The organism is Streptomyces asoensis, from assembly GCF_013085465.1.
GTDB lineage: Bacteria > Actinomycetota > Actinomycetes > Streptomycetales > Streptomycetaceae > Streptomyces > Streptomyces cacaoi_A.
Genome location: NZ_CP049838.1, coordinates 1425465 through 1444939 on the forward strand (window position 1 = coordinate 1425465; position 19475 = coordinate 1444939).

Consider the following 19475-nt stretch of genomic DNA (forward strand, 5'->3'; position numbering starts at 1 on the left):
ACCCCCTCGCGGTGGGGTGCCGGCGCCACGGCGTTCGTGGTCCGTGCCCGTCCGTCAGTCGGTCTGCCCCAGGGCGTCGTCGTCGACGGCCAGGCTGTCGCTGGCGATGGTGTGGTCGAGCGTGCTGAGCGTGTCGCCCACGTTCAGTCCGTCGAGGTCCGCACCGCTCAGGCCGTGCGAGGGGGTGATCGCCGCGACGACGAAGCCGGTGGCGAGGGAGGCGATGGCGAGCATGCTGCGCTTCTTCATGCGGGGATCAACGGCGTCAACGGCCACGGGGTCACGCGTCACCCGTCAATCCACGCGCACGAACGACCGGCCTGCGGCGAGAATGCCGTGGTCACCGACGATTCGGAGGAGCTTCGCCATGATCGGCCCGCAGCATGCCCATGTCGGCCTGGACGGTCTGGTGACGGGGGACGCCTTCGGCGACAGCTGGTTCACCCGCTCCGACGAGCCCGCCGAGGAGCTGTGGGCGGCGCGGGAACCGCGTCCCGCGCCGTGGCCGTGGACGGACGACTCGGCGATGGCGTTCGTCCTGTTCGCCCATCTGACGGAGCACGGGGAGGTCCGTCCGGGCGACCTGGCGCGGCAGTTCGCCGCCGAGTACCGCCGCGACCCGGGCCGTAAGTACGGCCCGTCCATGCACAGCGTGCTGCGGCGCGTCGGCGAGGGCGAGGACTGGCGGGCGGTGACGACGGGGCAGTTCGGCGGACAGGGTTCCTACGGCAACGGCGCCGCGATGCGGGTCGCCCCGCTGGGGGCCTGGTTCCGGGACGACCTCGCCGCGGTCCGCGAGCAGGCCCGGCTGTCCGCGCTGGCCACCCACGCCCACCCCGAGGCGGTCGCGGGCGCGGTGGCCGTGGCGATCGCCGCCGCGCTGGCGGCCGCCGGCGCGGGTCGGGACGCCCCTGCGCGCGACGCGTTCCTGCGGGAGGTCGCCTCGCACCTGCCGGACAGCGACGTCCGCTCCGGGCTGCTGGTGGCCGCGAGCCTCCCCGAGCGCGCCTCGGTGCGCCATGCGGCGTCCGTGCTGGGCTCGGGGACGCTGATCTCGGCTCCGGACACGGTGCCGTTCGCCCTATGGTCCGCCGCCGGGCACCTGGACGACCTGCCCGAGGCGCTGTGGCAGACCGTCGGCGGGTGGGGCGACCGCGACACGACCTGCGCCATCGCGGGAGGCGTGGTCGCGTCCCGGACCGGCACGGGCGGCGTCCCCGCCACCTGGCGGCAGTCCTGCGAGGCCATCCCCGCCTGGAGCGGCTGGGACGCCGTCACGGCGGCCGGGGCGGTGGGCCGGCACGTCGTCGAGTGACCGCCACACGGCCGACCGCCGCTCGCGCCGGGCGCCCGCGCCGCCCCCGGGCGCCCGGCGCGAGCACCGGCACGAGCACCGGCAAGCCGGTCCGCCACCGCCCCACACCGCCGCCTCGACGCCGGAACGTTCCTCCAAGGGCCGCGCGTCGGCGTCAGACCCCCGCCGCCGTGGCGCCCGCCCCCGCCCCGGTGCTCGCCGACAGCGCTGCCGCGGCCGCTCCCACCAGGCCCGCGTCCGTGCCCATCTGCGCGGGCGTCACGGTCAGGCGCTGGACGAAGGAGAGCGTGGCGTAGTCGCGGAGCGCCCGGCGCAGGGGGGCGAAGAGCACCTCGCCCGCCTTGCCCACCCCCCCGCCGATCACCGCGATGTCGATCTCGACGAGGGTCGCGGTGGCCGCGATACCGGCGGCCAGAGCCTGGGCGGCCCGTTCGAAGGACGCCACGGCGACCGGGTCGCCCGCGCGGGCGGCGGCGGCCACCGCGGCCGCGGAGGTGTCACCGTCGGGGCCGGGCAGCCAGCCGTTCTCCAGGGCCCGACGGGCGATGTGGGGACCGCTGGCGATGCGTTCCACACAGCCGCGCCCACCGCACGGGCACGGGTCCCCGTCGAGTTCGACGCTGATGTGGCCGATGTGGCCGGCGTTACCGGTCGGGCCGGGGTGCAGTCGGCCGCCCAGGACCAGGCCGCCGCCGACGCCGGTGGAGACCACCATGCACAGCGCGTTGTCGTGCCCGCGGGCGGCACCCTGCCAGTGTTCGGCCGCCGTGATCGCCACACCGTCGCCGATGAGCTCGACCGGGAGGTTCCCCGTCGCCGCCCGGACCCGGTCGACCAGCGGAAAGTCGCGCCAGCCGGGCACGTTCACCGGGCTGACCGTGCCCGCCGAGGCGTCCACCGGGCCCGCGCTGCCGATGCCGACGGCTCGGGCGCGCCCCCACAGCGGAGCCGCGGTCAGCTCCGCCAGCGTCTCCTCGACGGCCCGCATCACGGTGTCGCCGTTCTCCTGGGCGGGCGTGGGGCGCTGCGCGCGGGCCAGGATCTTGCCGTCGCCGTCCACCAGCGCTCCGGCGATCTTGGTGCCGCCGATGTCGAGCGCGGCCACGAGGTCGGTGTACATCAGTCTGGTTTCTCCCGGTCCACCATGGAAAGGGCTGGCCGGTCCAGCGATTGGGGGACGCGGGCCGGAGATTGCGGTGGACAGTGTCTCCCGCATCTGACAACGTTGTCCAGGCTCTATGCTCGACGCCACATCCTCATACAAACCCTGGGACCCACGCATCCCCGTGCGCAACATCTTGTGGACGGCGTGCATGGCCGACCTCCCGTGGACGACAGGACAGGACACAGCATCGTGCCCGAGACGCAGCGCCGGCCCGAGAGCCGTTACGGCAACCGTCCCACCATGAAGGACGTCGCCGCGCGCGCCGGAGTCGGCCTGAAGACGGTCTCGCGCGTGGTGAACGGCGAGCCGGGTGTCACGCCCGAGACGGAACGCCGTGTCCAGGAGGCCATCGACGCGCTCGGCTTCCGTCGCAACGACAGCGCCCGGGTGCTGCGCAAGGGCAGCACGGCCAGTATCGGCCTGGTCCTGGAGGACCTCGCCGACCCGTTCTACGGGCCGCTCAGCCGCGCGGTGGAGGAAGTCGCCCGCGCCCACGGGGCATTGCTCATCAACGGCTCCAGCGCCGAGGACCCGGACCGGGAGCAGGAGCTGGCGCTGGCGCTTTGCGCGCGCCGGGTGGACGGTCTGGTGGTGATCCCGGCCGGTGACGACCACCGGTACCTGGAGCCCGAGATCAAGGCGGGCGTCGCCACGGTGTTCGTGGACCGGCCGGCCGGGCAGATCGACGCCGACTGCGTCCTGTCGGACAACTTCGGCGGCGCCCGCGAGGGCGTCACCCATCTCGTGTCGCACGGGCACCGCCGGATCGGCTTCATCGGCGACATGCCCCGCATCCACACCGCCGCCGAGCGTCTGCGCGGCTACCGGGCGGCGATGGAGGACGCCGGCATACCGGTCGAGGACGCCTGGATGTCGCTGGGCGCCACCGATCCCCTGCGGGTGCGCCGCGCGGCCGAGGAGATGCTGTCCGGGCCCGTACCGGTGACGGCGATCTTCTCGGGCAACAACCGGGTGACGGTCACCGTGATCCGGGTGCTCGCCGAGCGGGCCCGGCGGGTCGCCCTGGTGGCCTTCGACGACCTGGAGCTCGCCGACCTGCTCCAGCCGGGGGTCACGGTGGTCGCCCAGGACGCGGCCACTCTGGGCCGGACCGCCGCGGAGCGCCTGTTCGGGCAGCTGGACGGCACCCTGATCACCCCCGAGCGCATCGAACTGCCGACCCGGCTCGTCACGCGCGGCTCGGGCGAGCTGCCGCCGGCCGACTGAGACGCCATGGACGCCCGCCACGAGCACCGCACACTTCGGGCGCTGGGCCTGGCCGACGCGCCGCGCGACCATCCGCTGAGCTATCCCGGCGCCTGGCCGGCCGCGTCCGGGCTGCTCCGCGGTGACGAACTGCTGCCGCTGGACCGGCTGACGCATCCCGGCCGCACTCCGGTCGTGGCCGTCGGATCCAACGCCAGTCCTGCCCAACTGCGGCACAAGATGGCCGAGTTGGGGGTCAGTTCACCCATCCCCATGGTGAAGGCCCGGGTGACGGGCATCGACATCGGCGTCTCGGCGCATGTCAGCCGCGTCGGCTATGTGTCCGCGTCCCCGGTCGACGCCCCCGCCGTCACACGGGAGTTGTTCGTCATCTGGCTGGACCCGGAACAACTCGCCCTGATCGACGCGACGGAGCCGAACTACGACCGGGTCCTGCTGCCCGCGCCGGGCTTCCGGGTCGAGCTGGAGAACGGCGAGGCCCTCCTCGACGCGTTCGCGTACGTTAACCACCATGGTGTGCTGCACAACGGCGACGGCGTGCCGCGCAGCCATCCCGGGCAGCGCGCCCTGATCACCGAACTCCTTGAGCAGTCACCGGCGTTGCGACTGCTGTTCGGGTCGACACCGGAGGAGTTCTGTGCCCGCGCCCGGGCCGACGCACGGCTGTGCGAGCAGGGTACCCGCCTGTTCGCGGAAGAGAAGATGGTGACCGCGTCCGGCCTGGAACACCTGCGCGTCCGATAAAGTGATCGAACGGCATCGCGTGTCGGTCACCGGCCGGGTGAGGCATGGAGGTGCCCGTGAGTTTGCCTTACGGAGGCATTCCACACATGTCAGTCGAGTTGAACCACACCATCATCCACTCCCGTGACAACCGGGAGTCCGCCGAGTTCCTCGCCCACATCCTGGGACTCGAAGTCGGGCCCGAGTGGGGCCCGTTCGTCCCCGTGAACACCAGCAACGGCGTCACCCTGGACTTCGCCGCCATCCCGGTGGAGTCGATCGTCATGCAGCACTACGCGTTCCTCGTCTCGGACGAGGAGTTCGACGCGGCCTTCGAGCGGATCGAGCGGGCGGGGATCACGTACTTCGCCGATCCGCACGGCAAGCAGCCGGGTGAGATCAACCATCACCACGGCGGCCGGGGTGTGTACTTCATGGATCCGGCCGGGCACGGCATGGAGATCATCACGACCCCGTACACCTTTCCTGAGCAGTAGTCGCCCCTGAGGGCCGGTGGCCGGTCGGGGTCTCCCACCCCGGCCGGTCACACCCCCTCCGCGCTGTCGCCCTGCCACCCTGCTGCCCTACTGTCCGGAGACCGTCAGATCGCCTCGGCGCGGTGTCGCGAAGCCCTCCAGGGCAGCCCGGGTGAGCCCGGTCGCGTCGGTCACCTCGGCGGGGTCGAGGGCGCCGCAGTCCAGGCCGCGCAGCAGATAGCCGCTGAGGGCCTTGGCTGTCGCGGGCTCGTCCATCACATCGCCGCCGGCCCGGTTGGCATACCGCGAGAGCCGCTCGGCGGCCTGGGCGAAGCCCTCCCGGTAGAAGGCGAAGACGGCCGCGTAGCGGGTGGGGATGTGGCCGGGGTGCATGTCCCAGCCCTGGTAATAGGCGCGGGACAGGGCACGGCGGGTGAGGCCGTAGTGCAGCCGCCAGGCGGCGTGGACCTGCTCGGTCGGGCCGACCGGCAGCACGTTCGTGGAGCCGTCCGAGACGCGTACCCCGGTTCCGGCCGCCGCGACCTGCATGATCGCCTTGGCGTGGTCGGCGGCGGGGTGGTCGCTGGCCTGGTAGGCGGCGGAGACGCCGAGGCAGGCGCTGTAGTCGAAGGTGCCGTAGTGGAGGCCGGTGGCGCGGCCCCGGGCCGCCTGGATCATGCGGGCGACCGTCGCGGTGCCGTCGGTGGCGAGGATGGACTGGCTGGTCTCGATCTGGATCTCGAAGCCGAGCCGTCCGGCGTCGAGGCCCCGCGCCTGCTCGAAGGCTTCCAGGAGCCGGACCATCGCGGTGACCTGCTCCGCGTAGGTCACCTTCGGGAGGGTCAGGACCAGGCCGTCGGGGAGGCCGCCGTTCTCCATCAGGCCGGTGAGGAAGATGTCGAGGGTGCGGATGCCCCGGTCGCGTACCGCGGCCTCCATGCACTTCATGCGGATGCCCATGTACGGGGCCGCGGTGCCCTTCGCGCTCGCCTCCGCGATCAGCCGGGCCGCGCGGGCGGCCGTCGCGTCCTCCTCGGCGTCCGGGCGGGGGCCGTAGCCATCCTCGAAGTCGACGCGCAGGTCCTCGATGGGCTCGCGCTCCAGCTTGGCCCGCACGCGCGCGTACACGGGCTCGGCGAGGTCGTCGGAGAGGCCGAGGCAGGCAGCGAAGGAAGCCGCGTCGGGGGCGTGCTCGTCGAGGGCGGTGAGGGCACGGTCTCCCCAGGAGCGGATCGTGTCGGCGTCGAAGGCGTCACCGGGGACGTAGACGGTGTGGACGGGCTGGCGGGTGCCGGGGTCGCCGGGGTAGCGGCGGTCGAGTTCGGCGTCGACCGGGGCGAGGGAGGCGCTGATCTCCTCGCTGACGGCGCCCGCGAGGCTCGTCGTGACCGTCTCCTGTTGGCCCTGACCCATTCCACACCCTCCGGTTTTTCCGCTGTACGGAATCAACAATCCGTAGAGCGAAGTTATCCGTGCAGCTTCCGGCAGGTCAACACCCTGTCCACGGCTCGGCCCCTCGCGTTCACCGCCGTATCCATGCCCTCTTCCGTACAAGGGTTCACACCTTCATCCTGACTCACGAGACAAAGGGGAACACATGACGGACAGCAGTGGGCCGACCCGACGGGCGGGGCTGCGCACGGCCTTGGCCGTCCTGGCCACCGTGCCCGTGCTGGGCACGGCAGGGTCGTCCGCCACCCGGCACGAGAGCCCGGCGCGCGGGCCGCTTCGGCCCGCGACCGTGCCGCCGCTGAAGGTCATGACCTTCAATCTGCGCTACACGGGCGCCAAGGACGCCCACACCTGGGCGGTCCGCCGTCCGGTGATGCGCGCACTGCTGCACCGGGCGGCTCCGCACGTCATCGGCACGCAGGAGGGTCTGCCGGCACAGTTGCGCGACATCGAGGCCGACTTCGGTCCGCACTACGACTGGATCGGCAAGGGCCGCAGCGTGGAAGACCCGGAGGCGGTGGCCGTCTTCTACGACACCCGCCGGCTCGCCCCGGTCGAGCACGCACACTTCTGGCTCTCCGACACACCCGAAGTGCTCGGCTCCAACACCTGGGGGGCGGACTACCCCCGCATGGTCACCTGGGTCCGCTTCCGTGATCTGCGCGCGAGGCAGGAGTTCTACCTCCTCAACACCCATCTCGACAACGCCAGCCAGTACGCGCGCGTGCGCTCCGCAGACCTGATCGCCACACGGATCGCCGGCTTGGACCGCTCCCTGCCGCTACTGCTGACCGGCGACTTCAACGCCATCGCCCACGTCAATCCGGTCTATGACAGGCTGCTGGACGCCGGGCTCGTCGACACCTGGGACACGGCACGCGCGCATGGCGGGGCCTATGCGACCTACCACGGGTACAAGCCGCTCACGCCGAACGGGGACCGCATCGACTGGATCCTGGCGACGCCGGGCGTCACCGTCCACCGCGAGTGGACCGACACCTTCCACCTGGACGGCCAGTACCCGAGCGATCACCTGCCGGTGCAGGCCTCCATGACCCTGGAATGAGCCCTGGAATGAGCCGAGGCCCCCGTGACCTGCGCGGTCACGGGGGCCTCGGACAGTCCTGCGACTGCCGGGTGATCAGCCCTTGCGGGTGTTGATCTCCTCGGTGAGCTGCGGGACGACGTCGAACAGGTCGCCGACGACGCCGTAGTCGACGAGGTCGAAGATCGGGGCCTCGGCGTCCTTGTTGACGGCCACGATGGTCTTCGAGGTCTGCATGCCGGCGCGGTGCTGGATGGCGCCGGAGATGCCGTTGGCGATGTAGAGCTGCGGCGAGACGGACTTGCCGGTCTGGCCGACCTGGTTGGTGTGCGGGTACCAACCGGCGTCCACGGCGGCGCGGGAGGCGCCGACGGCCGCGCCGAGGGAGTCGGCGAGGGACTCGATGATCGCGAAGTTCTCGGCGCCGTTGACGCCGCGGCCGCCGGAGACCACGATCGCGGCCTCGGTCAGCTCCGGGCGCCCGGTCGACTCACGCGGCGTGCGGCCGGTGACCTTGGTGCCGGTGGCCTGGGCGGAGAAGGTCACGGCGAGGGCCTCGACGGCACCGGCGGCCGGGGCTGCCTCGACGGCGGCCGAGTTCGGCTTCACGGTGATGACCGGGGTGCCCTTGGAGACACGGGACTTGGTGGTGAAGGACGCGGCGAACACCGACTGGGTGGCCACCGGGCCCTCGTCGCCGGCCTCGAGGTCGGTCGCGTCCGTGATGATGCCGGAGCCGATGCGCAGCGCCAGACGGGCGGCGATCTCCTTGCCCTCGGCGGAGGACGGGACCAGCACGGCGGCCGGGGAGACGGCGGCGACGGCGGCCTGGAGCGCGTCGACCTTCGGTACGACGAGGTAGTCGGCGTACTCGGACGCGTCGGAGGTCAGGACGCGGGTCGCGCCGTGCTCGGCGAGCGCGGCGGCGGTGTTCTCGGCGCCCGGGCCGAGGGCGACGGCGACCGGCTCACCGATGCGGCGGGCCAGCGTCAGCAGCTCCAGGGTGGGCTTGCGGACGGCGCCGTCCACGTGGTCGACGAAGACGAGGACTTCAGCCATGGGATTGCTCTCCTGCGAAACGAAGTTGAGGGGCGGTCGGCGAAGGGCCTTTAGATGAACTTCTGGCCCGCGAGGAACTCGGCGAGCTGCTTGCCGCCCTCGCCCTCGTCCTTGACGATCGTGCCGGCGGTGCGGGCCGGACGCTCGGTCGCGGAGTCGACCGCGGTCCAGGCGCCCTCGAGGCCGACCTCTTCGGCCTCCAGGTCCAGGTCCGACAGGTCCCAGGACTGAACCGGCTTCTTCTTGGCCGCCATGATGCCCTTGAACGACGGGTAACGCGCCTCGCCCGACTGGTCGGTGACCGACACGACGGCCGGCAGGGAGGCCTCGAGCTGCTCGCTCGCGGCGTCGCCGTCGCGGCGGCCCTTGACGGTGCCGCCCTCGACCGAGACCTCGGAGAGCAGGGTGACCTGCGGGACGCCCAGACGCTCGGCCAGCAGGGCCGGGACGACGCCCATGGTGCCGTCGGTGGAGGCCAGGCCGGAGATGACCAGGTCGTAGCCGGCCTTCTCGATCGCCTTGGCCAGCACCAGGGAGGTGCCGATGGCGTCGGTGCCGTGCAGGTCGTCGTCCTCGACGTGGATCGCCTTGTCGGCGCCCATGGACAGGGCCTTGCGGAGCGCGTCCTTGGCGTCCTCGGGGCCCACCGTCAGGACGGTGATCTCCACGTCGTCGTCGGAGTTCTCGGAGATCTGCAGCGCCTGCTCGACCGCGTACTCGTCGAGCTCGGAGAGCAGACCGTCCACGTCGTCCCGGTCGACGGTCAGGTCATCGGCGAAGTGCCGGTCGCCAGTGGCGTCGGGCACGTACTTCACAGTGACAACGATCCTCAAGCTCACGCCGGCTCTCCTACTGCATCGTCAGTTTTCGGCTGCCTTCTTCCAGGCAGCATAGGCGCCACAAGCGGCCGATCCCGGTCGGGGCGGCCCGCGCTCCGACCGAAATATTACTCGTCAGTACACCCAGTTCGTTCCCGCTAAGCAAGCGCTTTGAACTGTGACCTTTGCAACGCAGCGTAATCGGAACTCGACGACTTCGCAGGACAGCCGGGCAGTGATCAATCCCGCAGGGCGGTGAACCGCCCCTGGTGGTAGAGCAACGGGCGGCCCGCACCCTCCGGGTCACCCAGGACCACCTCGGCCAGCACGATGCGGTGATCGCCCGCCGGGACCCGTGCGACGACCCGGCACACCAGCCAGGCCAGCACGTCGTCCAGAACCGGAACGCCCTGCGGTCCGTCGCGCCAGGCGGTCGGCGCGCCGAAGCGGTCGGCGCCGCTCCTGGCGAAGGTGGCGGCCAGCGACTGCTGGTGCTCGCCGAGTATATGGACGCCCACATGCGTGGCCCGGGACAGCACCGGCCAGCTGGAGGCGCCGGTACCGATGCCGAAGGAGAGCATCGGGGGCTCGGCGGATACGGAGCTGAGCGAGGTGGCGGTGAAGCCGACCGGGCCGCTCTCACCGGAGGCGGTGATCACGGCGACCCCCGCGGCATGCCGGCGGAAGACGGAGCGCAGGAGGTCGGGAGAGGCCAGATGAGGGGAGCCGAGGCCGGGTATGGCCGTCATGGGGTTGTCCTTCTGCGGGAAGTGGCGAGCCGGGCCGTGGGTGCTCAACGGCCCGGACAGCGCGCGCTCGCGGTACGGACCAGGTCGACGTGGACCCGTCCGTGGAGAAGGAGTTCCTCAGGCATACGGTCAGGCTGACGATAGGTGGCGCGCGCAGTCAAGTACGTTCCGGCATCTGGGAGATGCCTCACCGTCCCCCGCGGGCGCATCACACAGCCTCCCCCAGGGCCGCGATGACGTCCGCCTTGCGGGGCTGGCCGGTGGCGCGTCGGACGATGTGGCCGTCGGCGTCGAGCACCAGGACGGTCGGGGTCTTGAGGATGTCGAGCTCGCGGACGAGGTCCAGGTGCGCCTCGGCGTCGATCTCTATGTGGGTGACTCCGGGGACCACGCCGGCCACCTCTCCGAGGACCCTGCGGGTGGCCCGGCAGGGCGCGCAGAAGGCGCTGGAGAACTGTACGAGCGTGGCCCGTTCGCCGAGTTCGCCGCCGAGCCGGTCCGCTCCGAGCCGTTTGCCGTCGTCGCGCCCGCGCACCCGCACCCTCCCGCTCCGCCGCTTGTGCAGCACTCCGTAGGCGCTCGCCGCCGCGAGCACCGCCACGCACACCAGCAGTCCGGTCATCAGGTCCTCCAGCGTTCACGAGACTGCAAAGATTCCCGACCCCAGGAATCGTTTCCGTTGCGGAATGCTTGATTCATGGACATCGATGCGAGGGGCCCGCGCTTCGGGGCCGCCGTGACGACCGTAGTACTCGCGGTCGTGCTGATCAGCGGCAACGCCTGGCTGCTGGCGTGGCAGACGCTGGCGTTCGCGCTCGGCGCGGCGGGCGGGGTGGGGCGCTCACCGTACGGCTGGGTGTTCCGCAGGGCCGTACGGCCGCGGATCGGGCCGCCGACCGAGTTCGAGGCGCCGGAACCGCCGCGGTTCGCGCAGGCGGTGGGTCTGCTGTTCGCGGGGGTCGGACTCGTCGGCCTCACCCTGGGTCCGGACTGGCTGGGCCTCGCGGCGACCGGGGCGGCGCTGGCGGCCGCCTTCCTCAATGCTGCTTTCGGGTACTGCCTCGGATGCGAGATGTACCTGCTCGTACGGCGGGTCGCGGTACGCGCGGAGTAAAGGCGGCTTAAAAGCCCGAGGTCGATCAAGGGGGTTGAAGTGACGAGGATCTCGCCGTTCCCGGGCGCCAGGGCTGGCTCCCCGGCCGTTCTTCGGGCACGATCTGCGAGATGCCGTAAACCTACGGCTGCGTAACTTTGCCGTCGGGAGCCCCTCCCCGGCAAAGAGAAGGAAGGGTTCGCCCCGCCCATGGCAGAGATTGTCTACCGCCCCGTCGTCGGCCTCGCCCAGACGTTGTTCAAGGCCTGGGACCTCAAGATCGACTGCAAGGGTTCGGAGAACATCCCGCGCTCGGGTGGAGCCGTGCTGGTGAGCAATCACATCAGCTACCTCGACTTCATCTTCGACGGTCTGGCCGCGCTCCCGCAGAAACGTCTCGTTCGCTTCATGGCGAAGGAGTCCGTCTTCCGCCACAAGATCTCCGGCCCGCTGATGCGCGGGATGAAGCACATCCCGGTGGACCGCAACCAGGGCGAGACGGCCTACGCGCACGCGCTCGAGTCGCTTCGCTCCGGCGAGATCGTCGGAGTCTTCCCCGAGGCCACCATCTCGCAGTCGTTCACGCTCAAGAGCTTCAAGTCGGGCGCGGCCAGGATGGCCCAGGAGGCGGGCGTCCCGCTGATCCCGGTGGCCCTGTGGGGTACGCAGCGGCTGTGGACCAAGGGCCACCCGCGCAACTTCAAGCGCAGCCACACCCCGGTCACCATCCGCGTCGGCGAGGCCATCGAGGCCTCCCGCGACAAGTACGCGGGCGCGATCACCCGGCAGCTGCGCGAGCGCGTCCAGGAGCTCCTGGAGGCCGCTCAGCGCGCCTACCCCGTCCGCCCCAAGGACGCGAACGACACCTGGTGGATGCCGGCCCACCTGGGCGGCACGGCGCCGACACCGGAGCAGGTACGCGAGGCCGAGGCGCGCTGACGCACGGTTCGCGCGCCCGACGTTCCCCGGCCGGCGTTCGCCCGCCGGGGCTCGTTTCCGCGACCCCGCGCCCCGCACGAGCCGCGGCGGCCGATAGGGTCCCGGCCATAACGGGAAGCCGGGTGCCGGGGCGCCGAGCGGTCGTCGGGCCGGCTGTTGTCTGCCGAACGCGCTACGGGGGCGAAGATGCGGCGCTGGGTCAAGGTGTCGGTCGCGGCTGCGGCCGTGCTCGGTCTGGGCGGCTGGATCGCCCAGCCGTACGTCCACCAGTGGTGGGTGATCCGCACCGCCTGTGACGGGACGCTGCCCGCCGGCGCCGTCCGCGACCTGATTCCCGAGGACGCCCGGGTCACGGGCACCGAGGCGGGCGGGGTGAAGGCGCTCGGCGACTACGGCTGCGAGGTCACCGTCGCGGGCGACCACAGTGCCGACTGGCGGCTGCTGTCCCTGTACGCCTACACCCAGCGCGACGACCAGGACCGCGAGTTCATGTCCGCCTTCCCGGAGAGCGGGTTCGACTCCCAGGCGGCGATGCCGGACGGGCTGCCCGGGTTCGTCTCCCGCTTCGGGACCCTCGAGTTCCTGCTGCCCTGTCCCGACCTGGGCAAGGACGCCGACGGCCGGCAGCGCAAGCTGCTGGTGCACGCGGGCGTCAGCCACAGCGGCTCCTGGCGTCGGCCCGCCTCCTACGAGGTCGCCGTCTCCTTCGTCAACTCCGCCTCGAAGCGCCTGGGATGCGGCGCCGAGCCACTGACGGCGCCGGAGGGCGTCAGCCCGGTCGACCCCGCCGACGACGAACCGAAGACGGTCCCCCTGGCTTCCGCCCGTGACACCGCCTGCGGCTGGCTGGCCGGGGCGGGGCTGCCGGACCCGACGCACTGGAAGCTCGACGTCCAGCTCACCGACGCGGCGCCGACGGGCGGTTGCGATGTGACCATCGGCGACGTGGCCACGAACGGCGGCCCGGAGGGAATGGACTTCGTCGCCTGGTTCGGGGACTGGAGCAACCGGCTCGTCTCCGGCAACGACTCCGAGCGCCCCTCCCTGACCGCGAGCGCCCGCTGCGCCGGCGAGGCCGCCCACTTCGCGCTCGACGCCTCCAAGGACATCCCCGGCGTCGACCGGGCGAAGAAGCGGGAGCTGCTGCGGGCCTTCGCCGCGGCGCAGGTGGAACGGCGGGGCTGCACCGGCCTCGAGGTGGACGCCTGACGCTGGTCGTCGTCAGATCGTCAGCCAGAGCGCCCGTACGTAGCGGTCGTCGATGGCCTGCCGCATGGCGTCGGCCCGCGCCTTCGGGACCTTCCGTGCCGTCGCCCAGAAGGACACGACGCTGAGCAACTGGTGCCGGGCGTCCATCAGATCACCGCTCACCCGGCCCGCGTGCCGCGCGGCGATCCCGGCCATCGGCGGGCGGGTGGTCACCTGCGTGGTGTGGGCGAGATAGACACCGGGCGTGTACCGGCGGACGCTCGCGTCGAAGGCGGTGACGTCGGGGATGGTGCCGTCGCGGGCGTAGCGCGTCCGGTACTTCATCAGGGCGCCGACCCGGTCGGCCATGTGCTCCAGGTCGCTGTCGACCCAGTAGGTGTCGGGCGTCTCGTAGTCGCCCTTGCTCGGCTTCGGACGGTAGTCGGGGTCGCGGCCCTGCCCGTCGAGCCGCTCCAGGTAGTAGGCCAGCCAGGCACGCTCGGCGGAGTAGAGGATCGCGAAGGCCTCGGGGTCCTTGGCCAGTTCGGCGACCAGCTGCTCCGGGTCGGCCTCGACGTCCGAATAGGGCTGGGTGTGCTCGAACTCGGCGTGTGCCTCGCCGGGGGCGAGGAAACGGCCGTACGTGGTCCAGCCTTCGTCGTCGAGGCCGGCCGACCCGGCGGGGACGGCGGGCCGGACGGCGTCGTCGTCGGAGCCCGTGTAGCGGTTCTGGTCGACGACGTACTGGGCGAGCATGCGGGCAACCCAGGGGGCCATCCCGTCGGGCAGCTCGACCCCGTCCAGGGCGGCGGCCACCGCGAAGGCGCTGCGTGCCTGGGCCAGGGTGTGCGGGTTCTCGGTGCCGGTGGCGCGGGTGGCCGCGTCCACGATCCGGCCCAGCACCTCGCCGCCGTCGCCGCAGGGGTGCTCGTACACGAGGAGTTCGCGTACGGCGTCGAACCGGGCGAGGTCGTCGCCCGGGTCGAGGGCGCGGGTCGCGGCCGCCGGGTCCTTCGCCAGGGCGCGGGTGGCGGCGGGGATCTTCCGGCAGGGTGTCTCGTCCCCGGAGCCGGCGAGGACGATCGGGACGGTGGTGGCGGTAGCGAGGAGGACCAGGGCCACGGCGGAGCCGAGCAGCGGGTGCTTCCGCAGCCGGGCGGCGAGGCGCCGCCGCCCACCGGGCGGGTCGTCCGGCCCGCTCGGCTCGGGTGGGGCGTCCTGTCCCAGGTCCTCGTTCCCGTCCGCACCGGCCTCTCGGGCCTCTCCCCCATCACCCATGCCGGGAGATTAGCGACCGCGACGGCCGGGGCCCGCGGCGGGGGTGGTCACAGTGCGGTGGGGAGGGTCTTCCACAGATGCGGCCGGTCGGGGGCGGCCCGCAGCGCGCCGAGGACGGCCGGGTGCGGTGTGGCGTAGAGGCCTGGGTAGTCCAGCTCGCCCGCCGCGGGGTCGGGCAGGAAGGCCAGGTGTTCGCCGTCCAGGGAGAACCGCGCGTCCACACCCGGTTTGTTGCCGCGTGGGTCCTGGCGGTGCCAGGCCCCGTTGAAGCGCACGGCGACGAGCCCGTGGAGGGCGTGTCCGGCGCCCTCGTCGTGCACGAACCGCTGGTAGCAGAGCGCGGTCGGGATGTCCTCGGCCCGCAGCAGGGCGGCCAGGGCATGGGCCTTGGCGTGACAGATGCCCGTGCCCTGCTCCAGTACGTCGGAGGCGCGCCAGGTCACGCGGGGGTCGCCGGCGTCCTGCGAGTGGGGAATGGTGTCGCGGACGAACTCGAAGGCGAGGCGCGCATAAGCATACGAGTCCTCCGCATCCTTCGCGAGGCGGGCGGCCGTGTCCCGCACCAGCGGGTGGTGATGGTCGATGACGCCGTCAGCAGCCAGATAGGCCGAGAGGTCGGGGTTCTCCTGGATCAGCTCCATGACGGGAGAGCATAGGAAAGCGATCACCCGAGAGTCAATGACTTTTCAGGCGACCGCATACCTATGCAATCGATGGTGCTTGCTACCGCGCCATCTCTTCCTTGACCGCGGCGACGAACGTGTCCACGTCCTCCTCGGTCGTGTCGAACGCGCACATCCAGCGCACGACACCCGCCGCCTCGTCCCAGAAGTAGAACCGGAACTTCTTCTGGAGCCGCTCGCTCACCTCGTGCGGGAGCCGCGCGAACACGCCGTTGGCCTGCACGGGGTACAGAATCTCCACGCCGTGCACGGCCCGCACGCCCTCGGCGAGCCGCTGGGCCATCTCGTTGGCGTGGCGGGCGTTGCGCAGCCACAGGTCCTTGGCCAGCAGGGCCTCCAACTGCACCGACACGAAGCGCATCTTGGAGGCGAGCTGCATGGACAGCTTGCGCAGGTGCTTCATGTGCCGGACGGCGTCCTGGTCGATGACGACGACCGCCTCGCCGAACAGCGCGCCGTTCTTCGTCCCGCCCAGCGAGAGGAGGTCGACGCCGACCGCGTTGGTGAACGTCCGCATCGGGACGTTCAGCGAGGCGGCCGCGTTGGCTATCCGGGAGCCGTCCAGATGCACCTTCATGCCGTGCGCGTGGGCGTGGTCGCAGATCGCGCGGATCTCGTCGGGCGTGTAGAGCGTGCCCAGCTCCGTGCTCTGGGTGATCGAGACGACCTGCGGCATCGCGCGGTGCTCGTCGTCCCAGCCCCAGGCCTGCTTGTCGATCAGCTCGGGGGTGAGCTTGCCGTCCGGGGTGGGCACGGTGAGCAGCTTCAGGCCGCCCATGCGCTCGGGCGCGCCGCCCTCGTCGACGTTGATGTGCGCGCTCTCGGCGCAGATCACCGCACCCCAGCGGTCGGTGACCGCCTGGAGCGCGACGACGTTGGCGCCGGTGCCGTTGAAGACCGGGAACGCCTGCGCCGTAGGACCGAAGTGGCTGCGGATGATCCCCTGGAAGTGCTCGGTGTAGTCATCCTCGCCATAAGCCACCTGGTGGCCGCCGTTGGCCAGGGCCAGGGCGGCCATCACCTCCGGGTGGGCCCCGGCGTAGTTGTCGCTGGCGAAACCGCGGACCTCCGGGTCGTGATGGCGCCGCGCGTCGGTCTTCGGAGGGTTCACGGCTTCTCGGTGAGCCACAGGCGCTGTCCGTTCACTTCGGGGGCGGACTTCTCCCAGACTCCGGTGATGGCCTCGGCCAGATCCTTGACGTCGGTGAAGCCCGCGAACTTCGCGTTGGGGCGGTCGGCGCGCATCGCCTCGTGGACCAGCGCCTTGACCACCAGGATCGCAGCCGCGGAGGTCGGCCCCTCGGCGCCCCCGGCCTTCTGGAAGGCGTCGGCGAGCGCGAGGGTCCAGGCCTCGGCGGCGGCCTTCGCGGCGGCGTACGCGGCGTTGCCCGCGGTGGGCTTCGAGGCGCCGGCCGCGCTGATCAGCACGTACCGGCCGCGCTCGCTGCGCTGGAGGCCCTCGAAGAAGGCGAGCGAGGTGTGCTGCACGGTCTTGACGAGCAGCAGCTCCAGGAAGTCCCAGTCGTCCAGGCTGGTCTTGATGAACGTCTCGCTGCCGCGCCAGCCGCCGACGAGGTGGACCACGCCGTCGATCCGGCCGAACTCCTTCTCGACGCGGTTCGCCCAGTCCCTGGTCGAGTCCAGGTCGAGCAGGTCGACCGGCTCACCGGTGACGGTGGCGCCCCCGGCCCCGTAGCGGGCCGCGTCGACGGCCTCCGCCAGGCGCTCGGGGTCGTTGTCCGCGCCGGCGACGATCGCGCCGGCCTCGGCGAGCCTGAGCAGCGCCGCCCGGCCGGCCGGTCCGCCCGCGCCGGCCACCGCGATCACCGCACCGCTGAGAGCCCCGTTCCCCATGGTCTTCGCCTCCTGAGCAGTGTTCTCGGTACGCAGGTCGCTCACGCGGCGATCCGCTCGGCGCCGTCCGCCGTGATACCCCGGGTCGAGGCGATCACGCTCTTCAACTTCTTGGACAGTGCCTCATAGAACATGCTCAGCGGAAACTCGTCCGGAAGCACGTCGTCCACGAGTTTGCGGGGCGGCTGGGTCAGGTCCAGGGCGTCGGGGCCCTTGGCCCACTTGGAGCCCGGGTGCGGGGCGAGGTAGGCGGAGACCAGCTCGTGGGCGGCGAACCAGTGGACGAGCTTGGGGCGGTCGATGCCGTCGCGGTACAGCTGCTCGATGTCGGCGCACAGCTGGTTGGTGACCTGCGGGGCGCGCTGCCAGTCGATGTGCAGCTTGTTGTCGGTCCAGCGGACGACGTCGTGCTTGTGCAGGTAGGCGAAGAGGAGCTGACCGCCGAGGCCGTCGTAGTTGCGTACGCGGTCGCCGGTGACCGGGAAGCGGAACATGCGGTCGAAGAGGACCGCGTACTGCACGTCACGGGCCTGCGGGACGCCGTCGGCCTCCAGCTTCACGGCCTCCTTGAAGGCGGTGAGGTCGCAGCGCAGCTCCTCCAGGCCGTACATCCAGAACGGCTGGCGCTGCTTGATCATGAAGGGGTCGAAGGGCAGGTCGCCGTGGCTGTGGGTGCGGTCGTGGACCATGTCCCACAGGACGAAGGCCTCCTCGCAGCGCTTCTGGTCGTGGACCATGGCGGCGATGTCCTCGGGCAGCGAGAGGCCCAGGACGTCGACGGCGGCGTCGGTCACGCGGCGGAAGCGGGCGGCCTCACGGTCGCAGAAGATGCCACCCCAGGAGAAACGTTCCGGCGCCTCACGGACGGCGATGGTCTCCGGGAAGAGGACGGCGGAGTTGGTGTCGTAGCCGGCCGTGAAGTCCTCGAAGGTGATGCCGCAGAACAGCGGGTTGTCGTAGCGGGTGCGCTCCAGCTCGGCCAGCCACTCCGGCCAGACCATGCGCAGCACGACCGCTTCCAGGTTGCGGTCCGGGTTGCCGTTCTGCGTGTACATCGCGAAGACGACCAGGTGCTGGAGGCCGTCGCGACGGTTCGCGGCGGGCTGGAAGGCCAGCAGCGAGTCGAGGAAGTCCGGCACCTCGAAGCCGCCGTCGGCCCAGACCCGCAGGTCCTTGGCGAGTGCCCGGTGGTAGTCGGCGTCGTGCGGGAGCAGCGGGGACAGCTCCTCGACGGCCTCGATCACCCGCAGGACCGCCTGCTCGGCGTCCGTGCGCAGCGGTGCGCCCTCGGCCGCGAAGTCGATCGACCCGTCCTTCGACTGCCAGGGCCGGATCCGCTCCACCGCATCCTTGAGCACGCGCCACGCCGGGTGCTCAACCACCCTGTCCGCCGGAGGAACCTGCTCCCCCGTAGCCGCCTGCACAAGAATTTCCGTCATGTCCCATCCTTCACTGGAGAAGCTCACGTCAGGACACCGTATGCATATGAGGATTCCTCCAGCAAGTGGGACCTCCGGAAATTATCCTGCGCTCCCGCATCTTCACCGCACTTTTTCCTGCCTGACACGGAGGATGCGGCTACTTCCGCTAGTGCCTGTCCAGCGGGTCGGATCTTCGGCCCGGGCGGGTAGAGGAACCCTCGGTGCACGCTCATGTCCTTGACGGCCCCCGGGCCACTAGGCTGCGTGCTCCTCCAGCCCAAACCGTCGACGGAAGCGGGTCGCGCCTTGAACTTCCTCACCATCGGTCACCGCGGAGTCATGGGTGTCGAGCCCGAGAACACCCTGCGTTCCTTCGTCGCCGCGGAGCACGCAGGCCTGGACGTCATCGAACTCGATCTGCATCTGAGCAAAGACGGTGCTCTGGTGGTCATGCACGACCCCGATGTGGACCGTACGACCGACGGGACCGGGCCCATCGCCGACCAGACGCTCGCGGAGCTGCGGACCCTCGACGCGGGCCGCGGCGAGCGCGTGCCGTTCTTCGAGGAGGTCCTGGACGCCGTGCGGCTCCCGCTCCAGGCCGAGATCAAGGACGTCCAGGCCGCGCGGGCGCTGGCCGAGGTGATGCACGCGCGGGATCTGGTGGACCGCGTGGAGGTGTCCTCCTTCCACGACGAGGCCGTCGCCGAGATCGCGCGCCTCGTCCCCGGGGTCCGCACCGCGCTCATCGGCAGCCGCTACGGCCTCGACGTCGTCGACCGCGCGGTGGAGGCCGGCGCGGCGACGGTCTGCCTCAACCTGCGCCGGCTCACCCTGGAGATCGTCGAGGAGGCGCGGAAGCGGGACCTGCGCATCATCGGCTGGGTGGTCAACACACAGGACCAGCTGCGGCTCGTCCGCGCCCTGGAACTCGACGGCGCGACCACCGACTACCCCGAGATCAGGCGCACGGGCCGCTTCACGGCGTAG

The 19475-nt window shown here is 71.4% G+C and carries 21 protein-coding genes; 9 read left to right on the plus strand and 12 right to left on the minus strand.

What is annotated here, in order from left to right; all coding sequences use genetic code 11:
• Positions 1 to 54: 54 nt before the first annotated feature.
• The gene (locus tag G9272_RS06365) at positions 55 to 249 is read right to left on the minus strand and encodes a hypothetical protein (protein WP_171395616.1); all 195 of its coding nucleotides are present in this window, start codon (positions 247 to 249) and stop codon (positions 55 to 57) included.
• Between the two features lie 118 nt (positions 250 to 367).
• On the opposite strand from G9272_RS06365, the gene G9272_RS06370 reads away from it, so the two are divergent.
• Complete coding sequence (locus tag G9272_RS06370; protein WP_171395617.1) at positions 368 to 1315, plus strand: ADP-ribosylglycohydrolase family protein; 948 nt, start codon at positions 368 to 370, stop codon at positions 1313 to 1315.
• 154 nt (positions 1316 to 1469) lie between these two features.
• On the opposite strand, the gene G9272_RS06375 is transcribed toward G9272_RS06370, so the two are convergent.
• Positions 1470 to 2435 carry an ROK family protein gene (locus tag G9272_RS06375; protein WP_171395618.1) on the minus strand — a complete coding sequence of 322 codons (966 nt, stop codon included), beginning with the start codon at positions 2433 to 2435 and terminating at the stop codon, positions 1470 to 1472.
• Between the two features lie 234 nt (positions 2436 to 2669).
• Between G9272_RS06375 and G9272_RS06380 the strand changes: the two genes are divergently transcribed.
• From G9272_RS06380 to G9272_RS06390, 3 genes are all read left to right on the plus strand, one after another.
• Positions 2670 to 3707, plus strand: a complete 1038-nt coding sequence (locus tag G9272_RS06380; RefSeq protein WP_171395619.1) for a LacI family DNA-binding transcriptional regulator — start codon at positions 2670 to 2672, stop codon at positions 3705 to 3707.
• A gap of 6 nt (positions 3708 to 3713) precedes the next feature.
• On the plus strand, positions 3714 to 4451 hold the full coding sequence (locus G9272_RS06385) for a hypothetical protein (RefSeq protein WP_171395620.1): 738 nt from the start codon (positions 3714 to 3716) through the stop codon (positions 4449 to 4451).
• A gap of 86 nt (positions 4452 to 4537) precedes the next feature.
• Entirely contained in the window at positions 4538 to 4927 is a 390-nt protein-coding gene (locus G9272_RS06390) for a VOC family protein (protein WP_171395621.1), read from the plus strand.
• A gap of 87 nt (positions 4928 to 5014) precedes the next feature.
• Here G9272_RS06390 and G9272_RS06395 read toward each other — a convergent pair whose 3' ends face one another.
• Positions 5015 to 6319, minus strand: coding sequence for a DUF6986 family protein (locus G9272_RS06395; protein WP_171395622.1), 1305 nt, complete (start codon positions 6317 to 6319; stop codon positions 5015 to 5017).
• A 184-nt stretch (positions 6320 to 6503) separates the two neighbouring features.
• Here G9272_RS06395 and G9272_RS06400 point away from each other — a divergent pair, with 184 nt between their 5' ends.
• The gene (locus G9272_RS06400; protein WP_171395623.1) at positions 6504 to 7424 is read left to right on the plus strand and encodes an endonuclease/exonuclease/phosphatase family protein; all 921 of its coding nucleotides are present in this window, start codon (positions 6504 to 6506) and stop codon (positions 7422 to 7424) included.
• Between the two features lie 75 nt (positions 7425 to 7499).
• On the opposite strand, the gene G9272_RS06405 is transcribed toward G9272_RS06400, so the two are convergent.
• From G9272_RS06405 to G9272_RS06420, 4 genes are all read right to left on the minus strand, one after another.
• Positions 7500 to 8462 (minus strand): electron transfer flavoprotein subunit alpha/FixB family protein, encoded by a 963-nt coding sequence (locus G9272_RS06405; protein WP_171395624.1) that lies wholly within the window; start codon positions 8460 to 8462, stop codon positions 7500 to 7502.
• A 50-nt stretch (positions 8463 to 8512) separates the two neighbouring features.
• Positions 8513 to 9301, minus strand: a complete 789-nt coding sequence (locus G9272_RS06410; RefSeq protein WP_171395625.1) for an electron transfer flavoprotein subunit beta/FixA family protein — start codon at positions 9299 to 9301, stop codon at positions 8513 to 8515.
• 218 nt (positions 9302 to 9519) lie between these two features.
• Complete coding sequence (locus G9272_RS06415; RefSeq protein ID WP_171395626.1) at positions 9520 to 10029, minus strand: flavin reductase family protein; 510 nt, start codon at positions 10027 to 10029, stop codon at positions 9520 to 9522.
• Between the two features lie 208 nt (positions 10030 to 10237).
• Positions 10238 to 10651 (minus strand): thioredoxin family protein, encoded by a 414-nt coding sequence (locus G9272_RS06420; RefSeq protein WP_171395627.1) that lies wholly within the window; start codon positions 10649 to 10651, stop codon positions 10238 to 10240.
• Between the two features lie 75 nt (positions 10652 to 10726).
• Here G9272_RS06420 and G9272_RS06425 point away from each other — a divergent pair, with 75 nt between their 5' ends.
• From G9272_RS06425 to G9272_RS06435, 3 genes are all read left to right on the plus strand, one after another.
• Positions 10727 to 11143, plus strand: a complete 417-nt coding sequence (locus G9272_RS06425; protein WP_171395628.1) for a DUF4395 domain-containing protein — start codon at positions 10727 to 10729, stop codon at positions 11141 to 11143.
• Positions 11144 to 11332: 189 nt separating this feature from the next.
• A complete protein-coding gene (locus tag G9272_RS06430) occupies positions 11333 to 12061 on the plus strand; it encodes a lysophospholipid acyltransferase family protein (RefSeq protein WP_171395629.1) in 729 nt (242 codons plus the stop codon).
• Between the two features lie 186 nt (positions 12062 to 12247).
• Positions 12248 to 13270, plus strand: coding sequence for a hypothetical protein (locus G9272_RS06435; RefSeq protein WP_171395630.1), 1023 nt, complete (start codon positions 12248 to 12250; stop codon positions 13268 to 13270).
• A gap of 12 nt (positions 13271 to 13282) precedes the next feature.
• Here G9272_RS06435 and G9272_RS06440 read toward each other — a convergent pair whose 3' ends face one another.
• The 5 genes from G9272_RS06440 to G9272_RS06460 all read right to left on the minus strand — a co-directional run bounded on the left by G9272_RS06440 (position 13283) and on the right by G9272_RS06460 (position 18503).
• On the minus strand, positions 13283 to 14527 hold the full coding sequence (locus G9272_RS06440) for a hypothetical protein (RefSeq protein WP_171395631.1): 1245 nt from the start codon (positions 14525 to 14527) through the stop codon (positions 13283 to 13285).
• 47 nt (positions 14528 to 14574) lie between these two features.
• Positions 14575 to 15168: a transglutaminase domain-containing protein gene (locus G9272_RS06445; RefSeq protein WP_171395632.1), complete on the minus strand. Its 594-nt coding sequence runs from the start codon at positions 15166 to 15168 to the stop codon at positions 14575 to 14577.
• An 82-nt stretch (positions 15169 to 15250) separates the two neighbouring features.
• Positions 15251 to 16321 (minus strand): threonine aldolase family protein, encoded by a 1071-nt coding sequence (locus G9272_RS06450; RefSeq protein WP_171395633.1) that lies wholly within the window; start codon positions 16319 to 16321, stop codon positions 15251 to 15253.
• A complete protein-coding gene (locus tag G9272_RS06455; protein WP_171401874.1) occupies positions 16318 to 17064 on the minus strand; it encodes an SDR family oxidoreductase in 747 nt (248 codons plus the stop codon). Before G9272_RS06455 ends, G9272_RS06450 begins: the two co-directional genes overlap by 4 nt.
• A 41-nt stretch (positions 17065 to 17105) precedes the next feature.
• On the minus strand, positions 17106 to 18503 hold the full coding sequence (locus G9272_RS06460) for a DUF6421 family protein (RefSeq protein ID WP_171395634.1): 1398 nt from the start codon (positions 18501 to 18503) through the stop codon (positions 17106 to 17108).
• 288 nt (positions 18504 to 18791) lie between these two features.
• Here G9272_RS06460 and G9272_RS06465 point away from each other — a divergent pair, with 288 nt between their 5' ends.
• A complete protein-coding gene (locus tag G9272_RS06465; protein WP_171395635.1) occupies positions 18792 to 19475 on the plus strand; it encodes a glycerophosphodiester phosphodiesterase in 684 nt (227 codons plus the stop codon).